The following is a 17,056-nucleotide window of genomic DNA, read 5'->3' as shown; positions in this document are numbered from 1 at the left end:
CGGCCGACGGATGCCGGACGGCGAGCGCCAGACGTACTCCGAGGAGTACGCCGCCGCGCACGGCACGTTCGCGCTGATCCCGGCCGCGTACGTGTTCCTCGTCGACGGCGATCGGGTGCTGCTGCAGCGCCGCGCGAACACCGGGTACTACGACGGATGGTGGGCCGCGTCGGCGGCGGGCCACGTCGATCCAGGCGAGTCGGTGCCGGCCGGCGCCGTGCGCGAGACGCGCGAGGAGATCGGCGTCGACGTCGCCGAGGCCGACCTCGAGCCGATCACGGCGATGCACCGCACGGCGCCGACGGGCCTGCCGATCGACCAGCGCCTCGACGTGTTCTTCGTCACTCGGCGCTGGCTCGGCGAGCCGGTGCTCGCCGAGCCGGACAAGGCGAGCGCGCTGGAGTGGTTCCCGCTCGCGGCCCTCCCGGACGACGTCGTGCACCACGAGCGCTTCGCACTCGAGGGCTGGCGCGACGGCGGACTGCCCGCCGTGACGGCGTTCGGATTCTGATGGAGGCCGTGGTCGGGGCCGTCGGCGCGCTGTTCGCGGCGGCGCTCGTCGTCGGCATGACGGTGCGTGCGTTCCGTGCGCCGCGCGGGCACCGGATGCGCGCCGCGTTCGGGCCGATCATGGGTGCGGGCGAGACGTGGCAGGAGCTGCACACCGGGCAGCGCGGGCTGCGGGACTCGGTGCTGGAGTCGAACGCGGAGCAGGAGCAGCGCCCGGCGAGGACCGACGCCGACGACGGGCCCGGGGGCCGACCGGCCTGACCGACGACCTCAGGCACCCTGCGGCGGGTGCACGAGCAGGTCGACGCGTTCGGCGAGGTAGGCGTCGAGCGGCAGCATCGCGTCCGCGAACGCGGGGTTCCATCGCACGCCGACGAACCGGCTGCCGTCCTCGCCCCGCAGGAGCCGCAGCGGCCCCTCGCCTGCGGCGAGGGCGGCCGTGTCGAGCGGCAGCGGCTCGGCGTCGAAGTCGACCGTCTCGCCCTCAGGTATCCCGCCCTTGATCGCGGCAGCGCGGTACGCGCGATGCTCGGCGACCGATCCGGCGGTGATGCTCTTGCGGACCGCCCGCTCGGCGCGCACGACGCGGCCCGTCGCGAAGAGGCGACCCTCGGCATCCAGCAGCAGCACGCCGAGCCGCCAGACCGGGCCGACGACGTGCATGCGCGGCGCACGCGGCACGCCGAGCACGCGCCGGCCCGGGACGAACTCGGCGAGGGTCTCGGTGCGTGCGGATGCCTCGGCGAGCACCCGTGCGGCCCGCTCGACGGCCTCGCGCGCCCGCGCCACGGCCGCAGCGGCATCCGCATCGTCCATGTGCCCGAGCCTACGCACGCCGAGCCCGGGCGCCCCGCTGCCCGCCCGCGCCGCGCCGCGCGCGCCGCTCACCGCCCGCCGCTCACCGCTCACCGCTCACCGCTCACCGCTCGCTGCTCACCGAGTGTCCAAGAAGTGCCGCTCGACGGAACGGCTGCCGACATCGGCTGGACACTGGGCGTCCCGGAGGCGAGGTGGGTGGGTAGGGGCAGCGGATGGCGCGTGCGCGGCCGGGTGGGCGGTGGCGCGGGCGCGGCCGGCGCGCTCAGCGCGTGCGCTCGATGAGCGCGAGCAGCGCCAGGCCGTACGCTTCGGCCGCCTCGGGGTGCTCGAACGCGAGCGCCTCGCCGCCGACCTCGATCTCGACCTCGAAGGCGTCGGGCAGCCGGCGCAGGCCGCGGAACGTGGCCCGCAGCAGTTCGCGGAGCTGGTCCTCGCGCGGCAGCCAGATCGCGTCGCCGATCGCCACGGAGTCGAGCGCCCACTCCGTCGTGCCGTTGAAGCCCAGGATCGTGCCGGTCTCGTGCCGGTGCGTCTCGATCGTCATCTCGCTCACCGTGAACGTGTCGGCCTCCGCCTCGGCCTCGACGTTGCTCGGCAGGTCGAGCTGGAACCGGTCGCCCGAGAGCGGATGCCAGACGAGCCCGGCGTCGCGCAGCTGCAGGGCGAGGTCGCGGCTGATCATGCGGCCACGCTACGCGCTCACCGCTCCTCGCGCCGCTTGCGGATGCGCGCGGGACCCAGCCCCGCGCCGAGGCCGACGATCACGATGCCGGCGAAGAGGAACCCGTAGCGACCGCTCAGCACGCCGAACACGCCGAGCACGACGCCGACGACGACCACGACGCGCGCGATCCGCAGCCGCACGCCGGGGCGGGACCACCACTTCGACAGGGCGTCGCCGATCATGCCCGCACCGCCGGGACCTCGAACGGGCGACCGATGGCCTCCTCGGCGGCCGCCCACACGCGGGCGCCGATGCGCGCGTCTCGGCTCGTGCGCGTCGACGCCGCGAGCGCCGGACGCCCCTTGACCAGCCAGACCGGCCCCCAGTACTGGCCGCCCTCGACGTCGTCGGCCGTCACCGCGTGCACGATCGGCTCCGCACCGCGGTGCTTGCCCTGCGCCCACGCCGCCTGGAGGGCGTCGGCGAAGCGGTCGGTGCGGTTCGGCTCGTTCACGCCCGGGACGCGCGGCGTGCGCCCGGAGATCGAGTACCCGGGGTGGACGACGAGGCTGTGCACCCGCGGGGTGGCGGATGCCGCGCCGACGGCCTCGGCGGCATCGGTCGCCGCACGGCGCAGGCGCCGGTCGAGCTCGAACGCGAGCGACGTGGCCGCGATCTTCGACTGGGCGTACGCGCGCCACGCGTCGTACGAGCGCGCGAGCTGGAGATCGTCGACGCGGAACGTCGAGAGCCGCATCGAGAGCGAGCCGAGCGTGACCACCCGCGCACCGCGCGACAGGTGGGGCAGGATCCCCTCGAGCAGCGCGAAGTGGCCGAGCACGTTCGTCGCGAGCACGAGCTCGTTGCCGTCGACGGACTCGTGCCGCCGCGAGGGCGTGTGCACCATTCCGGCGTTCAGCACGACGGCGTCGAGCGGCGCGCGGTCGAGCAGCCGGTCGACGCCGGCGCGCACCGAGTCGAGTGACGACGTGTCGATGACGAGCGTGTCGACGGCCGCGCGCGGCATCCGCTCCCGGATCGCGGCGACCGCGGCGGCGAGCCGCCCGGGGTCGCGTCCGGACAGGGTGACGTGGGCGCCCGCCCGGGCGAGCCGGGCGGACGTGAAGAACCCGAGCCCGGCGTTCGCACCGGTGACGAGCACCTCGCGTCCGGCCTGCGGCGGCACCGCCGCCGGATACCAGTTCACGGGCGGTCCGTCCCGTCGGCGAGCTCCTCGTGGTGGCGGATGACCTCGGCGACGACGAAGTTGAACCACTTCTCGGCGAAGGCGGGGTCGAGGTGCGCGTCCTCGGCGAGGGAGCGCAGCCTCGCGATCTGCCGCTTCTCGCGATCGGGGTCGCTCGGCGGCAGCCCGTGGCGGGCCTTGAGCCGCCCGACCTGCTGGGTGAACTTGAACCGCTCGGCGAGCAGGTGGATGAGCGCCGCGTCGATGTTGTCGATGCTCGAGCGGATGCCGAGCAGCTCGGCGATCGCGGCGTCGCGCTCGCGCGCGGCATCGGGGCCGGTCGCGGCGGCGTCGCGGTCGGGGGTCTCGGCGGTCATGCTTCGACCCTAGGCGACGCGGGCGGCCCGGCGGACCGCCCGCGTCACGGTCGGCTCGCGGCTCAGCGCCCGGTCGACGGCACCGCGGAGCGGAACGTGCGCAGACGCAGGCTGTTGCCGACCACGAACACGCTCGAGAAGGCCATCGCAGCGCCGGCGAGCATCGGGTTCAGCAGGCCGAGCGCGGCGAGCGGGATCGCCGCCACGTTGTACGCGAATGCCCAGAACAGGTTGCCCCGGATCACGCGGAGCGTCCGCCGCGACAGCCGGACGGCGTCGACGGCCGCGAGCAGGTCGCCGCGGACCAGGGTGAGGTCGGCGGCCTCGATGGCCACGTCGCTCCCGGTGCCCATCGCGACGCCGAGGTCCGCCTGGGCGAGCGCGGCGGCGTCGTTCACGCCGTCGCCGACCATCGCGACCGTGCGCCCCTCGCCCTGGAGCCCCGCGACCACGCCCGCCTTGTCGGCGGGCAGCACCTCGGCGACGACGCGGTCGATGCCGACCTCGGCCGCCACCTGCCGGGCGACGGTGGCGTTGTCGCCCGTGAGCAGGACCGGCTCGAGCCCGAGTCGGCGCAGGCGGGCGACGGCGTCGGCGCTCGTGGGCTTCACGGCGTCGGCGACGCTGAGCGCGCCGCGCACCACGCCGTCCCAGGCGACGACGACCGCCGTGCGGCCGGCCGCCTCGGCCTCGGCGACGGATGCCGCGACCCCGGCGTCCGGCCGGATCGCCCACTCCCCGAGCAGGGCCGGCCGGCCGACGAGCAGCAGGCGGTCGTCGACCACGCCGTGCACGCCGAGGCCCGGGCGGTTCTCGAACGACGACGGCGTCGGGAGCGGGCCGACGCGTTCCGCCGCGCCGGCGGCGATCGCCGCGGCGACCGGGTGCTCCGACGCGTGCTCGAGGGCGCCCGCGAGACGCAGCAGCTCGGCCTCGCCGACGCCGTCGGCGGGGTGCACGCCCGCGAGCGACATCCGCCCACTGGTCACGGTGCCGGTCTTGTCGAGCACGATCGTGTCGACCCGACGCGTCGACTCGAGCACCTCGGGGCCCGTGATGAGCACGCCGAGCTGGGCGCCGCGGCCGGTGCCGACGAGGAGCGCGGTCGGCGTCGCGAGCCCGAGCGCGCAGGGGCAGGCGATGATGAGCACCGCCACGGCCGCCGTGAACGCCGCCGCGGCGGGGAACCCGGCGACGAGCCACGCCACGAGCGTGCCGACGGCGATCACGATCACGATCGGCACGAACACCCCGGCCACGCGATCGGCGAGCCGCTGCACGCGGGCCTTGCCGGCCTGCGCGTCCTCGACGAGCCGCGCCATCTGCGCGAGCTGCGTGTCGGCCCCCACGCGGGTGGCGCGGACCACGAGCCGCCCGCCCGCGTTGACGGTCGCGCCGATGACGGCGTCACCCGCCTCGACCTCGACGGGCACCGACTCGCCGGTCACGAGCGACGCGTCGACGGCGCTGCGACCCTCGACCACCTCGCCGTCGGTCGCGATCTTCTCGCCGGGCCGCACCACGAACGCATCGCCGACGGCGAGCCGCTCCACGGGGATGCGCGTCTCGAGGCCGTCCCGGAGCACCGCGACGTCCTTCGCGCCGAGCTCCAGCAGCGCGCGCAGCGCCGCCCCGGCCGCGCGCTTGGAACGCTGCTCGAGGTACCGGCCGAGGAGCACGAACATCGTGACCCCCGCGGCGACCTCGAGGTACAGGTTCGAGCCGCCGTCGCTCGGGGCGACGGTGGACTCGACGCCGTGGACCATGCCGGGCGTTCCGGCGGTGCCGAGGAAGAGGGCGTACAGCGACCAGGCGAACGCCGCCGACACGCCGAGAGACACGAGCGTGTCCATGGTCGCCGCACCGTGCCGGAGGTTGACGAGCGCCGCCCGGTGGAACGGCCAGGCCGCCCAGGTGACGACCGGCGCGGCGAGCGCGAGCGAGGCCCACTGCCAGGAGGTGAACTGGAGGGCGGGGATCATCGCGAGGAGGATCACCGGGACCGCCAGCACGACCGAGCCGATGAGGCGGGTCCGGAGCGTTCGGAGCTCGGCGTCGGCGCGGGATTCGCCGTGGAGGCCACCGGGCGCGGCGGCGCCCTGGCCCGACCGGTCGGCGACGGACTCGCCCGGGCTGCCCATCGGCTGCGGCACGGCCGGCGGTCGGAGCTCGGCGCGGTAGCCGGCCGCCTCCACTGCGGCGATGAGCTCGGCCGCCTCGACCGCATCGGGCGCCGTGACCCGGGCCTTCTCGGTCACGTAGTTCACGGTTGCGGCGACGCCGTCGAGCCGGTTGAGCCGCTTCTCGACGCGCATGGCGCACGACGCGCAGGTCATGCCGCCGATCTCGAGCTCGACGACGCGCGCGCCGGCGGCGGGGCCTGCGAGATCGGTCGGGCCCGTCATACGCGCGCTGCGGAGTAGCCGGCCTCCTCGACCGCGGCGAGCACGCCGGCGTCGTCGAGGTCGGCGGGCGCCGAGATCGTGAGGGTGCCCGCGGTGGCGGAGACGCGGATGTCGGCCACGCCGGCGACCTGCTCGACCTCTTCGCGGACGGACAGCTCGCAGTGTCCGCACGTCATGCCGGTCACCTGGTACTCGCGCTGCGACATCGGATGCTCCTCGTCTGTATCGGGTCGGAATCGAGGGTACCCCACTGGGGTACCTGATCCTCCAGAACGGTATACCCCATAGAGGTACTACGCAACCCGGTGCGGGACGGGAGGCGCACCCGCATCCGCCGGGCGCTCGCGCTCCCACCACTCGGCGAGCGCGAGCACTCCGCGATCGGCGAACCGCGGGCCCGCGATCTGCAGCGCGATCGCGCGGCCGTCGGTGGTCGTGCCCGCGTTCACGCTCGCCGCCGGCTGGCCCGATAGGTTGTACGGGAGCGTGAACGCGATGTGGGCCATCCCGAGGTCCTCCTCGCCCCACGGCATGGGCCGCTCCGCGGGGAACGCCGCCATCGACGCGACCGGCGAGAGCACCGCGTCGAACCCCGCGGTCGCGAGCACCGTCCGATGCCGCAGCTCGCCGAGGTCGTCGTACGCGGCGAGCACGTCGGTGCCCGAGACGTCCGCCCCGGGCGCGACCCAGCGCGCGATGTACGGCAGCACGCGCGCCCGCGCCGGCGGCGCGAGCTCGTCGTACGTGCGCCGGAATCGCACCCGCCAGAACCGGTCGACCTGTCCGAGCAGGTGATCGTCGATGAACGGCGCGAGCTCGACGACCTCGGCGCCGGCCGCCGCGAACCGCTCGGCCGCCGTGCGGACCGCCGCCGCGACCTCCGGGTCGACGGGCAGTCCCGCGCCGGCGTCGAGCTGGAGGCCGACGCGGAGCCCGCGGACGTCGACCCGGAGGTCGGCCCAGTCGATCGCCTCGTACGGCAGCGACGTGTGGTCGCGCACGTCCGGACGGGTCACGACCGCCATCGCCGCGGCGAGGTCGCCGACCCGCCGGGCGATCGGCCCGCCCGCTCGCCCGAGGTACGGCGGATCGATCGGCACGCGGCCCGCGCTCGGCTTCAGGCCCGCCAGCCCCAGCCACGCCGCCGGGAACCGGATCGACCCGCCGATGTCGGTGCCGAAGTGGATGGGGCCGAGTCCCGCCGCGGCCGCCGCACCGGCGCCCGCACTCGACCCGCCCACCGTGAGCGACGGATCGAGGGGGCTGCGCGTGACGCCGTGCAGGCTCGAGACGCCCGACGAGAGCATGCCCCAGTCGGGCATGGTCGTCGAGCCGAGCACGACGGCGCCCGCCTCGCCGAGGCGGGCCGGGATCGGCGAGTCGACCGTCGGCACGACCGGATCGGTCGCCGCCGAACCCGACCTCGCGGGAACCCCCGCGCGGGTCATGTTCTCCTTCACCGTCACCGGCACGCCGTCGAGCGGGCCGAGCGGCACGCCCCGGCGGAAGCGGTCGGTGCTCGCCGCGGCATCGCGTCGAACCTGCACGGGATCGTGGTCGGCGAACGCGTTCACGACCGGCTCGAGGCGCGCGATGCGCGCGAGCGCGTCCTCCGCGACCTCGCTCGGCGTGGTCCGTCCGGCGCGGTACGCCTCGGCCAGCTCGGCCGCCGACGCCGTCGCGTCGATCGCCCCGTCGGGCTGCGGGATGCTCGTCACGTGCTCACCCAAGCACATCGGCCCGTGCGAGCACAGGGCCCCGCGTCAGGCCGGGCTCGGCGACCGGCGTGCCGGCGGCATCCGCACCCGGCCCTGGGCGAGGAGGATGCCGAGCATCACGACGAGTGCCCCGACCGGCTCGTTCCAGGACAGCGGCTCCCGGAGCACGAGGACGCCGAGCGCGACCCCGACGACCGGGGTGACGTAGGTGACCGTCGACGCGTTCGTCGGGCCCCAGTCGCGGATCACGCCGATGTTCCAGACGTACGCCAGGCCCGTGCCCAGGATGCCGAGGACGGCGAGGCTCGCCACGATCGGCAGGTCGAGCGCGACCGGCCCGACCGCGAGCAGCGGCGTGAGGAGCAGCATCACCGCGGCCCCCATGCCGACCTGGAGGAACGCGAACGTCGTCTGCGCGATCGGCCGACCGCTCAGGAACCTGCGCGTGTAGCCGAACATGATGCCGTAGCAGGCGGTCGCCCCGAGGCATGCGAGCTGCCCGACGAGGCTGCCGGCGAGCTCCGCGCGCCACGGCGCGATGATGACCACGACGCCGGCGATGCCGACGAGCACGCCGAGCCAGCGGGATGCGTCGAGCTTCTCGACGCGGAAGGCGAGCGTCGCGATCAGCGCGGTCATGATCGGCGTCGTCGCGTTCAGGATGCTGGCGAGGCTCGACGTGACGCTCTGCTGCGCCCACGAGAAGAGGAGGAACGGGATGACGCAGCCCACGACGCCGATGACGAGGAAGTGCAGCCAGACGATCGGCTCGCGGGGCAGCACCGGGCCGCGCTCGACGCGGGGCCGCACGGCGAGGACCACGAGGCCGAGCGTGAGGCCGCCGAGGACCGTGCGGGTCCAGGCGACCTGCGTGAACGAGACGCCGCCGAGTGCGACGGTCATGAAGAGGAAGCTCGCGCCCCAGACGAGGCCGGCCGAGAGGAACTGGGCCCACGTGCGCAGGCCGCCGCGGCGCGGGGCGCCGGGTCGTGCGATGACGCCGGCCGCAGCGCCGGCAGGAGCGGTCCCGGTGGTGGGACGCGAGTCGGATCGGGTGGTCACCGGCCCACCGTACGACCGTCGCCGCACCGCGGCGAGGGCTCCGGAACGCGATGTCCGGAACCCGCCGAAGGATGGCAGGGGGGAACCGGCCCCGGTGCCGATCGCGCTCCGCCCGCCTAGGCTTGCGCCATGACCACCCACTTCGACGTCATCGTCCTCGGTGCGGGTCCGGGCGGCTACGTCGCCGCCATCCGCGCCGCCCAGCTCGGCCTGAAGGTCGCCGTGATCGAGGAGAGGTACTGGGGCGGCGTCTGCCTCAACGTCGGCTGCATCCCCTCGAAGGCGCTCCTGCGCAACGCCGAGCTCGCGCACATCTTCCACGCGCAGGCCTCGACCTTCGGCATCTCGGGCGACGTGCACTTCGACTTCGGGGCCGCGTACGACCGCAGCCGCCAGGTCTCCGAGAAGCACGTCAAGGGCGTGCACTTCCTCATGAAGAAGAACGGCATCACCGAGTTCGACGGTCGCGGCTCGTTCACGGGGCCGAACGGCATCGACGTCGCGAAGTCCGACGGCTCGGTCGAGTCCCTGACGTTCGACCACGCGATCATCGCGACGGGCTCGAGGGTGCGCCTGCTGCCGGGCGTCGAGCTCTCGGACAATGTGGTGACGTACGAGACGCAGATCCTCACCCGCGAGCTGCCGGGCTCGATCGCGATCGTCGGCGCGGGCGCCATCGGCATGGAGTTCGCGTACGTGCTGCGCAACTACGGCGTGGACGTGACCGTCATCGAGTTCCTCGACCGCGCCCTCCCGAACGAGGACGCCGAGGTCTCGAAGGAGATCACCCGCCAGTACCGCAACCTGGGCATCCCGATCCTCACCTCCACCAAGGTCGAGTCCGTCACCGACCAGGGCTCGAAGGTCACCGTGAGCTACACGGGCTCCGACGGGCAGAACGGCTCGCTCGAGGTCGACAAGGTGCTCATGGCCGTCGGGTTCGCCCCGAACGTCGAGGGCTTCGGGCTCGACGCCACCGGCGTGGAGCTCACCGAGCGGGGCGCCATCGCGATCGACGAGCGCATGCGCACGAACGTGCCGCACATCTACGCCATCGGCGACGCGACCGCGAAGCTCATGCTCGCGCACGTCGCGGAGGCGCAGGGCGTCGTCGCGGCCGAGACCATCGCCGACGCCGAGACCATGGAGCTCGGCGACTATCGGATGATGCCGCGCGCCACCTTCTGCTCGCCGCAGGTCGCCTCGTTCGGCCTCACCGAGCAGCAGGCGCGCGACGAGGGCTACGACGTGATCACCGCCAAGTTCCCGTTCACGGCGAACGGCAAGGCGAACGGGCTCGGCGATCCCGTGGGCTTCGTGAAGCTCGTCGCCGACAAGACCCACTACGAGCTGCTCGGCGGCCACCTCATCGGACCCGACGCCTCGGAGCTGCTGCCCGAGCTCACCCTCGCGCAGAAGTGGGACCTCGGCGCGCTCGAGCTCGCCCGCAACGTGCACACCCACCCGACGCTCTCGGAGGCGCTGCAGGAGGCCTTCCACGGCCTCACCGGCCACATGATCAACATGTAGGCGGTGTGCCGCGCGTTCTGCGGCAGCGCCCTCTGCGGCCGCGTGTTCTGCGGCCGCGCGCTCGCACGTACGGGAGGAGTTTCCGGGCGACACGCCGCCCGAACGGATGGCGCAGCGGCGCGCCATCCGGATCCTCCTCCCGGACCGTGCTCGAGTAGGAACCGGGTGCCCCGGCACCCCCGTGGAGAGGAGCGTTCGGTGAACCTGTTCATGATCATCCTCGGCGCCGTGCTCGCGATCGCCGGCGCCATCTGGACGCTCCAGGGCATCGGCGTCCTGCCCGGCTCGGTGATGTCCGGGGTCACGATGTGGGCCGTGATCGGCCCGATCGTGGCGATCGGCGGGCTCGCGCTGCTCGGGGTCGGGCTGGCCCGCCGCCGCCGCTCGCGCTGAGCGCCGCCGCGCCGCGCCGCGCCGCGCCGCATCCTGCAGCTGCTCGGGAGGAACTTTCCGCCGACACGCCGGCAGCTCCGGGTGCCGAGCCCGCGTGTCAGCCGGAAGTTCCTCCCGAGCGGATGGCGAGCCCGGCGTCGGCGGCACGATGGCAGGGCCGCACGGCGGCACGGCGGCAGGGCGGCACGACGGCAGGGCGGCACGGCGGCTCGCCGCCCGCACACCGGCGCAGCGCAACGGGGGCGGATGCCGGGCCGTGAGCCCGAGGCATCCGCCCCCGTCGTGCCGGCGACGAGGTCGTGGGCAGGCGGTCCCACCCCGTCGCAGTCGTGTCCGGCGGCCGCCCGCTACCCCATCCCGGAGCGGCCGCCGGAGTCCCTAGTGACTCACCGCCTTCTCGGCGCCGAGCCCGGTGAGCGAGCGGACCTCCATCTCGGCCTGCTTCTCCGGGCTCTCGACCGTCTTGTCGAACACGCTCACGATCCAGCCCAGGAGGAAGGCCAGCGGGATCGAGATGATGCCCGGGTTCGACAGCGGGAACCAGGCGAAGTCGATCGCCTCCGTCTTCAGCATCGACGTCTCGGAGCCCGAGACGACCGGCGAGAAGACGATGAGGAGGATCGCCGAGATGAGGCCGCCGTACATGCTCCAGAGGGCGCCCTTCGTGGTGAAGCCCTTCCAGAACAGTGAGTAGACGATCGTCGGCAGGTTCGCCGAGGCGGCCACCGCGAACGCCAGCGCCACGAGGAACGCGACGTTCTGGCCGTTGGCCCCGATGCCGCCGATGATCGCGACGACGCCGATGATGACGACCGTGCGCCGCGCCACCTTGACCTCGGCACCGGCCTCGGGCTTGCCCTTCTTCACGACCGACGCGTAGATGTCGTGCGCGAACGAGGCGGCCGCCGTGATCGTCAGGCCCGCCACGACCGCGAGGATCGTCGCGAACGCGATCGCCGAGATCAGGCCGAGGAGCACCGGGCCGCCGAGCGCGAACGCGAGCAGCGGCGCCGCCGAGTTCGGGCCGCCCGGCGCGCCGGCGATGACCGACGGGCCGACCAGGGCCGCCGCGCCGTAGCCGAGCACCAGCGTGAAGACGTAGAAGATGCCGATCAGCCAGATCGCCCAGACGACCGACTTGCGCGCCTCCTTGGCCGTCGGGACCGTGTAGAACCGCATGAGCACGTGCGGCAGCGCGGCCGTGCCGAGCACGAGCGCGAGGCCGAGCGAGATGAAGTCGATCTTCGTGGTCTCGGAGGCGCCGTACTTCAGGCCCGGGTCGAGGATCGCCGGGTTCTCCGCCACGGCGACGGCCTTGTCGAGGAGCGCCGAGAAGTCGAACCCGTTGAGGGCGAGCACCCACACCGTCATGACGCCGGCACCGGCGATGAGCAGGACCGCCTTGATGATCTGCACCCAGGTGGTGCCCTTCATGCCGCCGACGAGCACGTAGAGGATCATGAGCCCGCCGACCACGGTGATGACCACGGCCTGGCCGACCTGGTCGCCCACGCCGAGCAGCAGCGACACCAGGCCGCCGGCGCCCGCCATCTGGGCCAGCAGGTAGAAGAAGCAGACCACGAGCGTCGTCGTCGCCGCGGCGATGCGCACCGGCCGCTGCCTGAGCCGGAAGCTCAGCACGTCGGCCATCGTGAACTTGCCGGTGTTGCGCAGCAGCTCGGCGACGAGCAGCAGCGCGACGAGCCACGCGACGAGGAAGCCGATCGAGTAGAGGAATCCGTCGTAGCCGTTGATCGCGATGGCGCCGACGATGCCGAGGAACGAGGCCGCCGACAGGTAGTCGCCCGCGATGGCCGAGCCGTTCTGGCCGCCCGTGAACGAGCGTCCGGCCGCGTAGTAGTCGGCCGCGGTCTTGTTGTTCCGGCTCGCGCGGAACACGATCACCATGGTGATCGCGACGAACGCGCCGAAGATGCCGATGTTGAGCCAGGGGTTGCCGGGCGACGTGCTCGCCGCTTCGAGGTGGAACATCAGCGCACCGCCCCCTCGGTCTCGAAGTCGCCGGACTCGATCTCGGTGCGGATCTTCTCCGAGCGCGGGTCGAGCCGCTTGTTGGCGTAGTGGACGTACCACATGGTCACGGCGAAGGTCGTGACCACCTGCGCGATGCCGAGGACCATCGCGACGTTCACGCTGCCGAACACGCGCGTCGACATGAAGTCGTGCGCGTAGACGGCGAGGAGCACGTACGCGAAGTACCAGACCAGGCACGCCGCGAGCACGGGGAAGACGAAGCTCCGATGGGTCGTGCGGAGCTCCTGGAACTCTGGTGATTGCTGCACTGCGCGGTAGTCGACGTGACTCAGGTCGTGCTCCGCGCTCAGGGCCTCGTTGCCCATGGCGTCTCTCCTTCGAGGGGGGTGCGGCACGGGGCGGGCCCCGCGTCGCTGCGGTCGCAATTGCGTCCATGCTGGCGAGCCGCCGACGTCGACGGGGGGCTCGACCGCTCGTCGTCGGTGAACGGCGCCGACGGTGCGACGAACGGCGGGGAGCGACGACGAACGACGGCTACAGTGACCTCCATGCCCGAGTCGATGCTGCTCGTCGCCGCCGCCGGCGTCGTCGCGGGCGCGCTCGCGGTCGGCGTCGTCGTGGTGCTGCGGCGCCTCGCGGTGCAGTCGAAGGAGCTCGGCACCGACGCCGAACGGGCCACCTACGAGACGCTCCACCTTGCCTCGCGGGCGGCGAAGCACCTTCGCGGCGACATGACCGACACGGATGCCGCGCGCGCCGCGAAGCACCTGCGCGCGATGCTCGGCGCCGACACCCTCGCCCTCGTGATGACCGGCGGCCCGGTCGCGGTCGACGGGGACGAGACCCTCGTCTCGGCCGCGGAACGCCTCGCCGGGGAGGCGGTCGAGACCGGGCGGCCGCAGGTCGAACGGCGGGTGACGACGCCGTCGGGCGAGGCGGATGCCGCGGCCGCCCCGATCGTCGCCGACGGCGTGCCCGTCGGGGCCATCGTCGCGTTCGCCGGTCGGGTGCGCGCCGGCCTCGTGCGGGCGACCGGCGAGGTCGCGGAGTGGGTCGCCGCGCAGGTCGAGCTCGGCGAACTCGACGCCTCGCGCGCGGCGCTCGCCGAGCTCGAGGTGCGCGCGCTGCGCGCGCAGATCAGCCCGCACTTCATCTACAACTCGCTGAACGCGATCGCGTCGTTCATCAACACCGACCCGGCGACGGCGCGCGAGCTCGTGCTCGAGTTCGCCGACTTCACGCGGTACTCCTTCCGTCGGCACGGCGACTTCACGACGGTCGCCGAGGAACTGCGCTCGATCGACTCGTACCTGCGGCTCGAGCGCGCCCGGTTCGGCGACCGGCTGCGGGTCACGCTGCAGGTCGCGCCCGAGGTGCTCTCGACGGTCGTCCCCTTCCTGTCGATCCAGCCGCTCGTGGAGAACGCCGTGCGGCACGGACTCGAGGCGAAGGAGGGCGGCGGGCGCATCACGATCACCGCCGAGGACCGGGGGGCGTTCGCCGAGATCACGGTCGAGGACGACGGCGTCGGCATCGACCCCGAGGTCGCCGCCGAGGTGCTGGCCGGCGGCACGCCGGGCGAGCACGTCGGGCTCCGGAACGTCGACGCCCGGCTCCGCCAGGTCTACGGCGACGAGCATGGGCTCGTCGTGGAGACGAACGTCGGTGCGGGCACGCTCGTGCGCATGCGCGTGCCGAAGTCGCAGCCCGGCCGTTCCGCGGCATCCGTCGACGCCCCCCAGGGCCGGCCCGCCGAGCCGGATGGGAGACTGGTGCCGTGATCTCGGTCCTCATCGCCGACGACGAGCAGCCCGCCGTGGACGAGCTCGCGTTCCTGCTCGGCCAGGACCCCCGGGTCGGCACCATCCACCGGGCGACGTCGGGGGCGGAGGCGATCCGGATCCTCACGCGCGAGCCCGTCGACGCGGCGTTCCTCGACATCCACATGCCCGGGCTGTCCGGCTTCGACCTGGCGCGGGCCCTGCAACGGTTCGAGCACAAGCCGGCGTTCGTCTTCGTCACGGCCGACGAGGAGGGGGCGCTCGAGGCGTTCGACCTCGCCGCCGTCGACTACCTGCTGAAGCCCGTCCGCACCGAGCGGCTGCACCGCTCGGTGACCCGCGTCGTCGAGGCCATGGGCCAGGCGCAGGCGACGGATGCCGCGGACGCCCGCCCCGAGATGGTCGCCGTGACCCTCGGCGGGACGACCCGCATGATCCGCCGCGACGACGTGCGCTACGTGCAGGCGCAGGGCGACTACGCGCGGCTGCACACCGACGAGGCCAGCTACCTCGTGCGCGTGCCGATGGCCGACCTCGAGCGCCAGTGGGCCGACGCGGGCTTCGTGCGGGTGCACCGGTCGTACCTGGTCGCGCTCCCCCATGTCACGCGCGTGCGGCTCGGCGGCGAGCGGCCCACCATCGCGGTCGGGCAGGCCGAGCTCCCGGTGAGCCGGCGGCTCCTGCCCGGGCTCCGCGAGCGACTCGAGGCGGCGACGCCGCGGGCCCGGTCGTGACCGGCGAGCCCCCGGCCGACCCGCCGCCGCGCGTCCGCGTCACCGCGCCGCGCGCGGGTGCGGCATCCGCCCGCCCGTCGGCGCCCACCCGCGCGGGTGCCCGCGGCGCGGCCTCCCCCCACGACGCCCCCGGCGACGTGCAGTCGGTGTACGTGCGCTCGCTCATCCGCTCGCAGCTCCGACTCGGCCTGATCTGCGCCGCGGGCTTCGCGATCACGACCGCGGCCTTCGTGATCGCCGTCGCGCTCGTGCCGGCCCTCGACGAGGCGTTCGTGGCCGGCGTGCCGGCGTCGTGGCTGCTGCTCGGCTTCGGCGTGTACCCGCTCGCGATCACGGTCGCGGTGCTCTACGTGCGCGCCGCCGCCCGCAACGAGGCGCGCTACCGATCGCTCGCGGAGGACCGGTGAACCCCGCGATCGGGTACGCCGCGATCGTCGCGGTCGCACTCGTGTCGGTGCTGATCGGCTTCTACGGCCTGCGGATCTCGCGGACGACGAGCGACTTCTACGTCGCCAGCCGCACGGTGCCGCCCTGGTGGAACGCCTCCGCGATCGGCGGCGAGTACCTCTCGGCGGCATCCTTCCTCGGCATCGCCGGCCTCATCCTGCTGACGGGGTCGAGCGCCATGTGGTTCCCGATCGGCTACACCGCCGGGTACCTGATGCTGCTGCTCTTCGTGGCGGCACCGCTGCGCCGCTCGGGCGCCTACACGATCCCCGACTTCACCGAGGCCCGGCTGGAGTCGGCGACCGTGCGGCGGGTGACGAGCGTGCTCGTCATCGTGATCGGCTGGCTGTACATCGTGCCGCAGCTGCAGGGCGCGGCGCTCACCGTTCGGATCACGACGGGCCTGCCGAGCTGGGTCGGCTCGGTCGCCGTCGCCGCGCTCGTCGCGATCGTCGTCGCCGCGGGCGGCATGCGCGCGATCACGTTCGTGCAGGCCTTCCAGTTCTGGCTGAAGCTCGCGGCGATCGCCATCCCCGTGGTCGCGCTGCTGCTCGTGACCGGGGCGATCGAGCCCGAGCTGCCGCCGGCGCAGGCGTTCCCCGCCGCCGACGGGCCGGGCGGCCTCGACCTGTACCGGACCGTGTCCCTCATGGTGGCGCTGCTGCTCGGCACGCTCGGCCTGCCGCACGTGCTCGTCCGGTTCTACACGAACCCCGACGGGCCGACCGCGCGGCGCACGACCGTCATCGTGCTCGTGCTGCTGTCGGTGTTCTACGCCTTCCCGACCCTGTTCGGGCTGTTCGGGCGCGCGTTCGCCCCCGACCTCGCGAATGCGGGCGACGCCGACGCCCTCGTGCTCGTGCTGCCCGACCGCCTCGTGCCGGGTGTCTGGGGCGACCTGCTGACGGCGCTCGTCATCGGCGGCGCGTTCGCCGCGTTCCTCTCGACCTCGTCGGGCCTCGTCGTCTCGGTCGCGGGCGTGATCTCGCAGGACCTGCTCGGCGGCAGCGTGCGCGGCTTCCGCATCGCGGCGTTCGCCTCGACCGCGGTGCCGCTGCTCGTCGCGTTCCTCACCGAACCGGCCGGCCTGGCCGGCAGCGTCGGGCTCGTGTTCGCGTTCACGGCGGCGACGCTGTGCCCGGTGCTGCTGCTCGGCATCTGGTGGCGCGGCCTCACGGCGCGCGGCGCGGTCGCGGGCATGGCGACGGGCGCGGTGCTCTCGGGTGCGGCGATCCTCGGCGGCGCCCTGGTCACGACCTCCGCCCCCGCGTTCCGCGCGGTCGTGGAGCAGCCGGCCGCCTGGTCGGTGCCGATCGCCGTGCTCGTGACCGTGCTCGTATCGCGGGCCGACCGACGGCGGATGCCGCGCGGCACCGACGCCTTCCTCGCGAGGCTGCACCTCCCGGAGCGCGACCGGGGGTGAGCCGCCGGCGGC

The 17,056-nt window shown here is 73.8% G+C and carries 19 protein-coding genes; 8 read left to right on the top strand and 11 right to left on the bottom strand.

The annotated features are described in order from the left end of the window. The first annotated feature begins 10 nt into the window (after positions 1 to 10). Together ABD230_RS09215 and ABD230_RS09210 are read left to right on the top strand one after the other, a co-directional pair. Positions 11 to 511 (top strand): NUDIX hydrolase, encoded by a 501-nt coding sequence (locus ABD230_RS09215; protein WP_344372113.1) that lies wholly within the window; start codon positions 11 to 13, stop codon positions 509 to 511. Continuing rightward, complete coding sequence (locus ABD230_RS09210; protein ID WP_344372110.1) at positions 511 to 771, top strand: hypothetical protein; 261 nt, start codon at positions 511 to 513, stop codon at positions 769 to 771. The genes ABD230_RS09215 and ABD230_RS09210 overlap by 1 nt, the downstream gene beginning before the upstream one ends. A 9-nt stretch (positions 772 to 780) precedes the next feature. Here ABD230_RS09210 and ABD230_RS09205 read toward each other — a convergent pair whose 3' ends face one another. From ABD230_RS09205 to ABD230_RS09165, 9 genes are all read right to left on the bottom strand, one after another. Further along, complete coding sequence (locus ABD230_RS09205) at positions 781 to 1,326, bottom strand: hypothetical protein (protein ID WP_344372107.1); 546 nt, start codon at positions 1,324 to 1,326, stop codon at positions 781 to 783. A 265-nt stretch (positions 1,327 to 1,591) separates the two neighbouring features. Then, on the bottom strand, positions 1,592 to 2,011 hold the full coding sequence (locus ABD230_RS09200; RefSeq protein ID WP_344372104.1) for a pilus assembly protein CpaE: 420 nt from the start codon (positions 2,009 to 2,011) through the stop codon (positions 1,592 to 1,594). 17 nt (positions 2,012 to 2,028) lie between these two features. After that, positions 2,029 to 2,235: a hypothetical protein gene (locus ABD230_RS09195; RefSeq protein WP_344372101.1), complete on the bottom strand. Its 207-nt coding sequence runs from the start codon at positions 2,233 to 2,235 to the stop codon at positions 2,029 to 2,031. Continuing rightward, on the bottom strand, positions 2,232 to 3,200 hold the full coding sequence (locus ABD230_RS09190) for an SDR family NAD(P)-dependent oxidoreductase (protein WP_344372098.1): 969 nt from the start codon (positions 3,198 to 3,200) through the stop codon (positions 2,232 to 2,234). Before ABD230_RS09190 ends, ABD230_RS09195 begins: the two co-directional genes overlap by 4 nt. Continuing rightward, entirely contained in the window at positions 3,197 to 3,556 is a 360-nt protein-coding gene (locus ABD230_RS09185) for a chorismate mutase (protein ID WP_344372095.1), read from the bottom strand. Before ABD230_RS09185 ends, ABD230_RS09190 begins: the two co-directional genes overlap by 4 nt. Positions 3,557 to 3,618: 62 nt before the next feature. Next, complete coding sequence (locus tag ABD230_RS09180) at positions 3,619 to 5,961, bottom strand: heavy metal translocating P-type ATPase (protein WP_344372092.1); 2,343 nt, start codon at positions 5,959 to 5,961, stop codon at positions 3,619 to 3,621. Next, positions 5,958 to 6,167, bottom strand: coding sequence for a heavy-metal-associated domain-containing protein (locus ABD230_RS09175; RefSeq protein WP_344372088.1), 210 nt, complete (start codon positions 6,165 to 6,167; stop codon positions 5,958 to 5,960). Before ABD230_RS09175 ends, ABD230_RS09180 begins: the two co-directional genes overlap by 4 nt. 87 nt (positions 6,168 to 6,254) lie before the next feature. Continuing rightward, the gene (locus tag ABD230_RS09170; protein ID WP_344372086.1) at positions 6,255 to 7,679 is read right to left on the bottom strand and encodes an amidase; all 1,425 of its coding nucleotides are present in this window, start codon (positions 7,677 to 7,679) and stop codon (positions 6,255 to 6,257) included. A gap of 45 nt (positions 7,680 to 7,724) precedes the next feature. Further along, on the bottom strand, positions 7,725 to 8,642 hold the full coding sequence (locus ABD230_RS09165) for a DMT family transporter (RefSeq protein ID WP_425546220.1): 918 nt from the start codon (positions 8,640 to 8,642) through the stop codon (positions 7,725 to 7,727). Positions 8,643 to 8,870: 228 nt separating this feature from the next. Here ABD230_RS09165 and lpdA point away from each other — a divergent pair, with 228 nt between their 5' ends. Together lpdA and ABD230_RS09155 are read left to right on the top strand one after the other, a co-directional pair. Continuing rightward, the gene (gene lpdA, locus ABD230_RS09160; protein WP_344372078.1) at positions 8,871 to 10,271 is read left to right on the top strand and encodes a dihydrolipoyl dehydrogenase; all 1,401 of its coding nucleotides are present in this window, start codon (positions 8,871 to 8,873) and stop codon (positions 10,269 to 10,271) included. A 198-nt stretch (positions 10,272 to 10,469) separates the two neighbouring features. Next, complete coding sequence (locus ABD230_RS09155; RefSeq protein ID WP_344372075.1) at positions 10,470 to 10,664, top strand: hypothetical protein; 195 nt, start codon at positions 10,470 to 10,472, stop codon at positions 10,662 to 10,664. A 378-nt stretch (positions 10,665 to 11,042) separates the two neighbouring features. Here ABD230_RS09155 and ABD230_RS09150 read toward each other — a convergent pair whose 3' ends face one another. Both ABD230_RS09150 and ABD230_RS09145 read right to left on the bottom strand, forming a co-directional pair. Then, positions 11,043 to 12,656 carry a solute symporter family protein gene (locus ABD230_RS09150; protein WP_344372072.1) on the bottom strand — a complete coding sequence of 538 codons (1,614 nt, stop codon included), beginning with the start codon at positions 12,654 to 12,656 and terminating at the stop codon, positions 11,043 to 11,045. Continuing rightward, positions 12,656 to 13,024 carry a DUF485 domain-containing protein gene (locus ABD230_RS09145; protein WP_344372069.1) on the bottom strand — a complete coding sequence of 123 codons (369 nt, stop codon included), beginning with the start codon at positions 13,022 to 13,024 and terminating at the stop codon, positions 12,656 to 12,658. Before ABD230_RS09145 ends, ABD230_RS09150 begins: the two co-directional genes overlap by 1 nt. A gap of 183 nt (positions 13,025 to 13,207) precedes the next feature. Between ABD230_RS09145 and ABD230_RS09140 the strand changes: the two genes are divergently transcribed. The 4 genes from ABD230_RS09140 to ABD230_RS09125 are packed head-to-tail and all read left to right on the top strand — an operon-like array spanning position 13,208 to position 17,044. Next, positions 13,208 to 14,440, top strand: a complete 1,233-nt coding sequence (locus ABD230_RS09140) for a sensor histidine kinase (RefSeq protein ID WP_344372066.1) — start codon at positions 13,208 to 13,210, stop codon at positions 14,438 to 14,440. After that, positions 14,437 to 15,174, top strand: a complete 738-nt coding sequence (locus ABD230_RS09135) for a LytR/AlgR family response regulator transcription factor (protein WP_344372062.1) — start codon at positions 14,437 to 14,439, stop codon at positions 15,172 to 15,174. The genes ABD230_RS09140 and ABD230_RS09135 overlap by 4 nt, the downstream gene beginning before the upstream one ends. Further along, positions 15,171 to 15,581, top strand: a complete 411-nt coding sequence (locus ABD230_RS09130; protein WP_344372059.1) for a DUF485 domain-containing protein — start codon at positions 15,171 to 15,173, stop codon at positions 15,579 to 15,581. Before ABD230_RS09135 ends, ABD230_RS09130 begins: the two co-directional genes overlap by 4 nt. After that, entirely contained in the window at positions 15,578 to 17,044 is a 1,467-nt protein-coding gene (locus tag ABD230_RS09125) for a sodium/solute symporter (RefSeq protein ID WP_344372056.1), read from the top strand. Before ABD230_RS09130 ends, ABD230_RS09125 begins: the two co-directional genes overlap by 4 nt. Positions 17,045 to 17,056 lie beyond the last annotated feature (12 nt).

Origin of the sequence: Agromyces tropicus, from assembly GCF_039531345.1 — a bacterium.
Lineage (GTDB): Bacteria > Actinomycetota > Actinomycetes > Actinomycetales > Microbacteriaceae > Agromyces > Agromyces tropicus.
The sequence above is the reverse complement of the archived record's forward strand: the minus strand, read 5'-3'. Positions and strand labels throughout refer to the sequence as shown.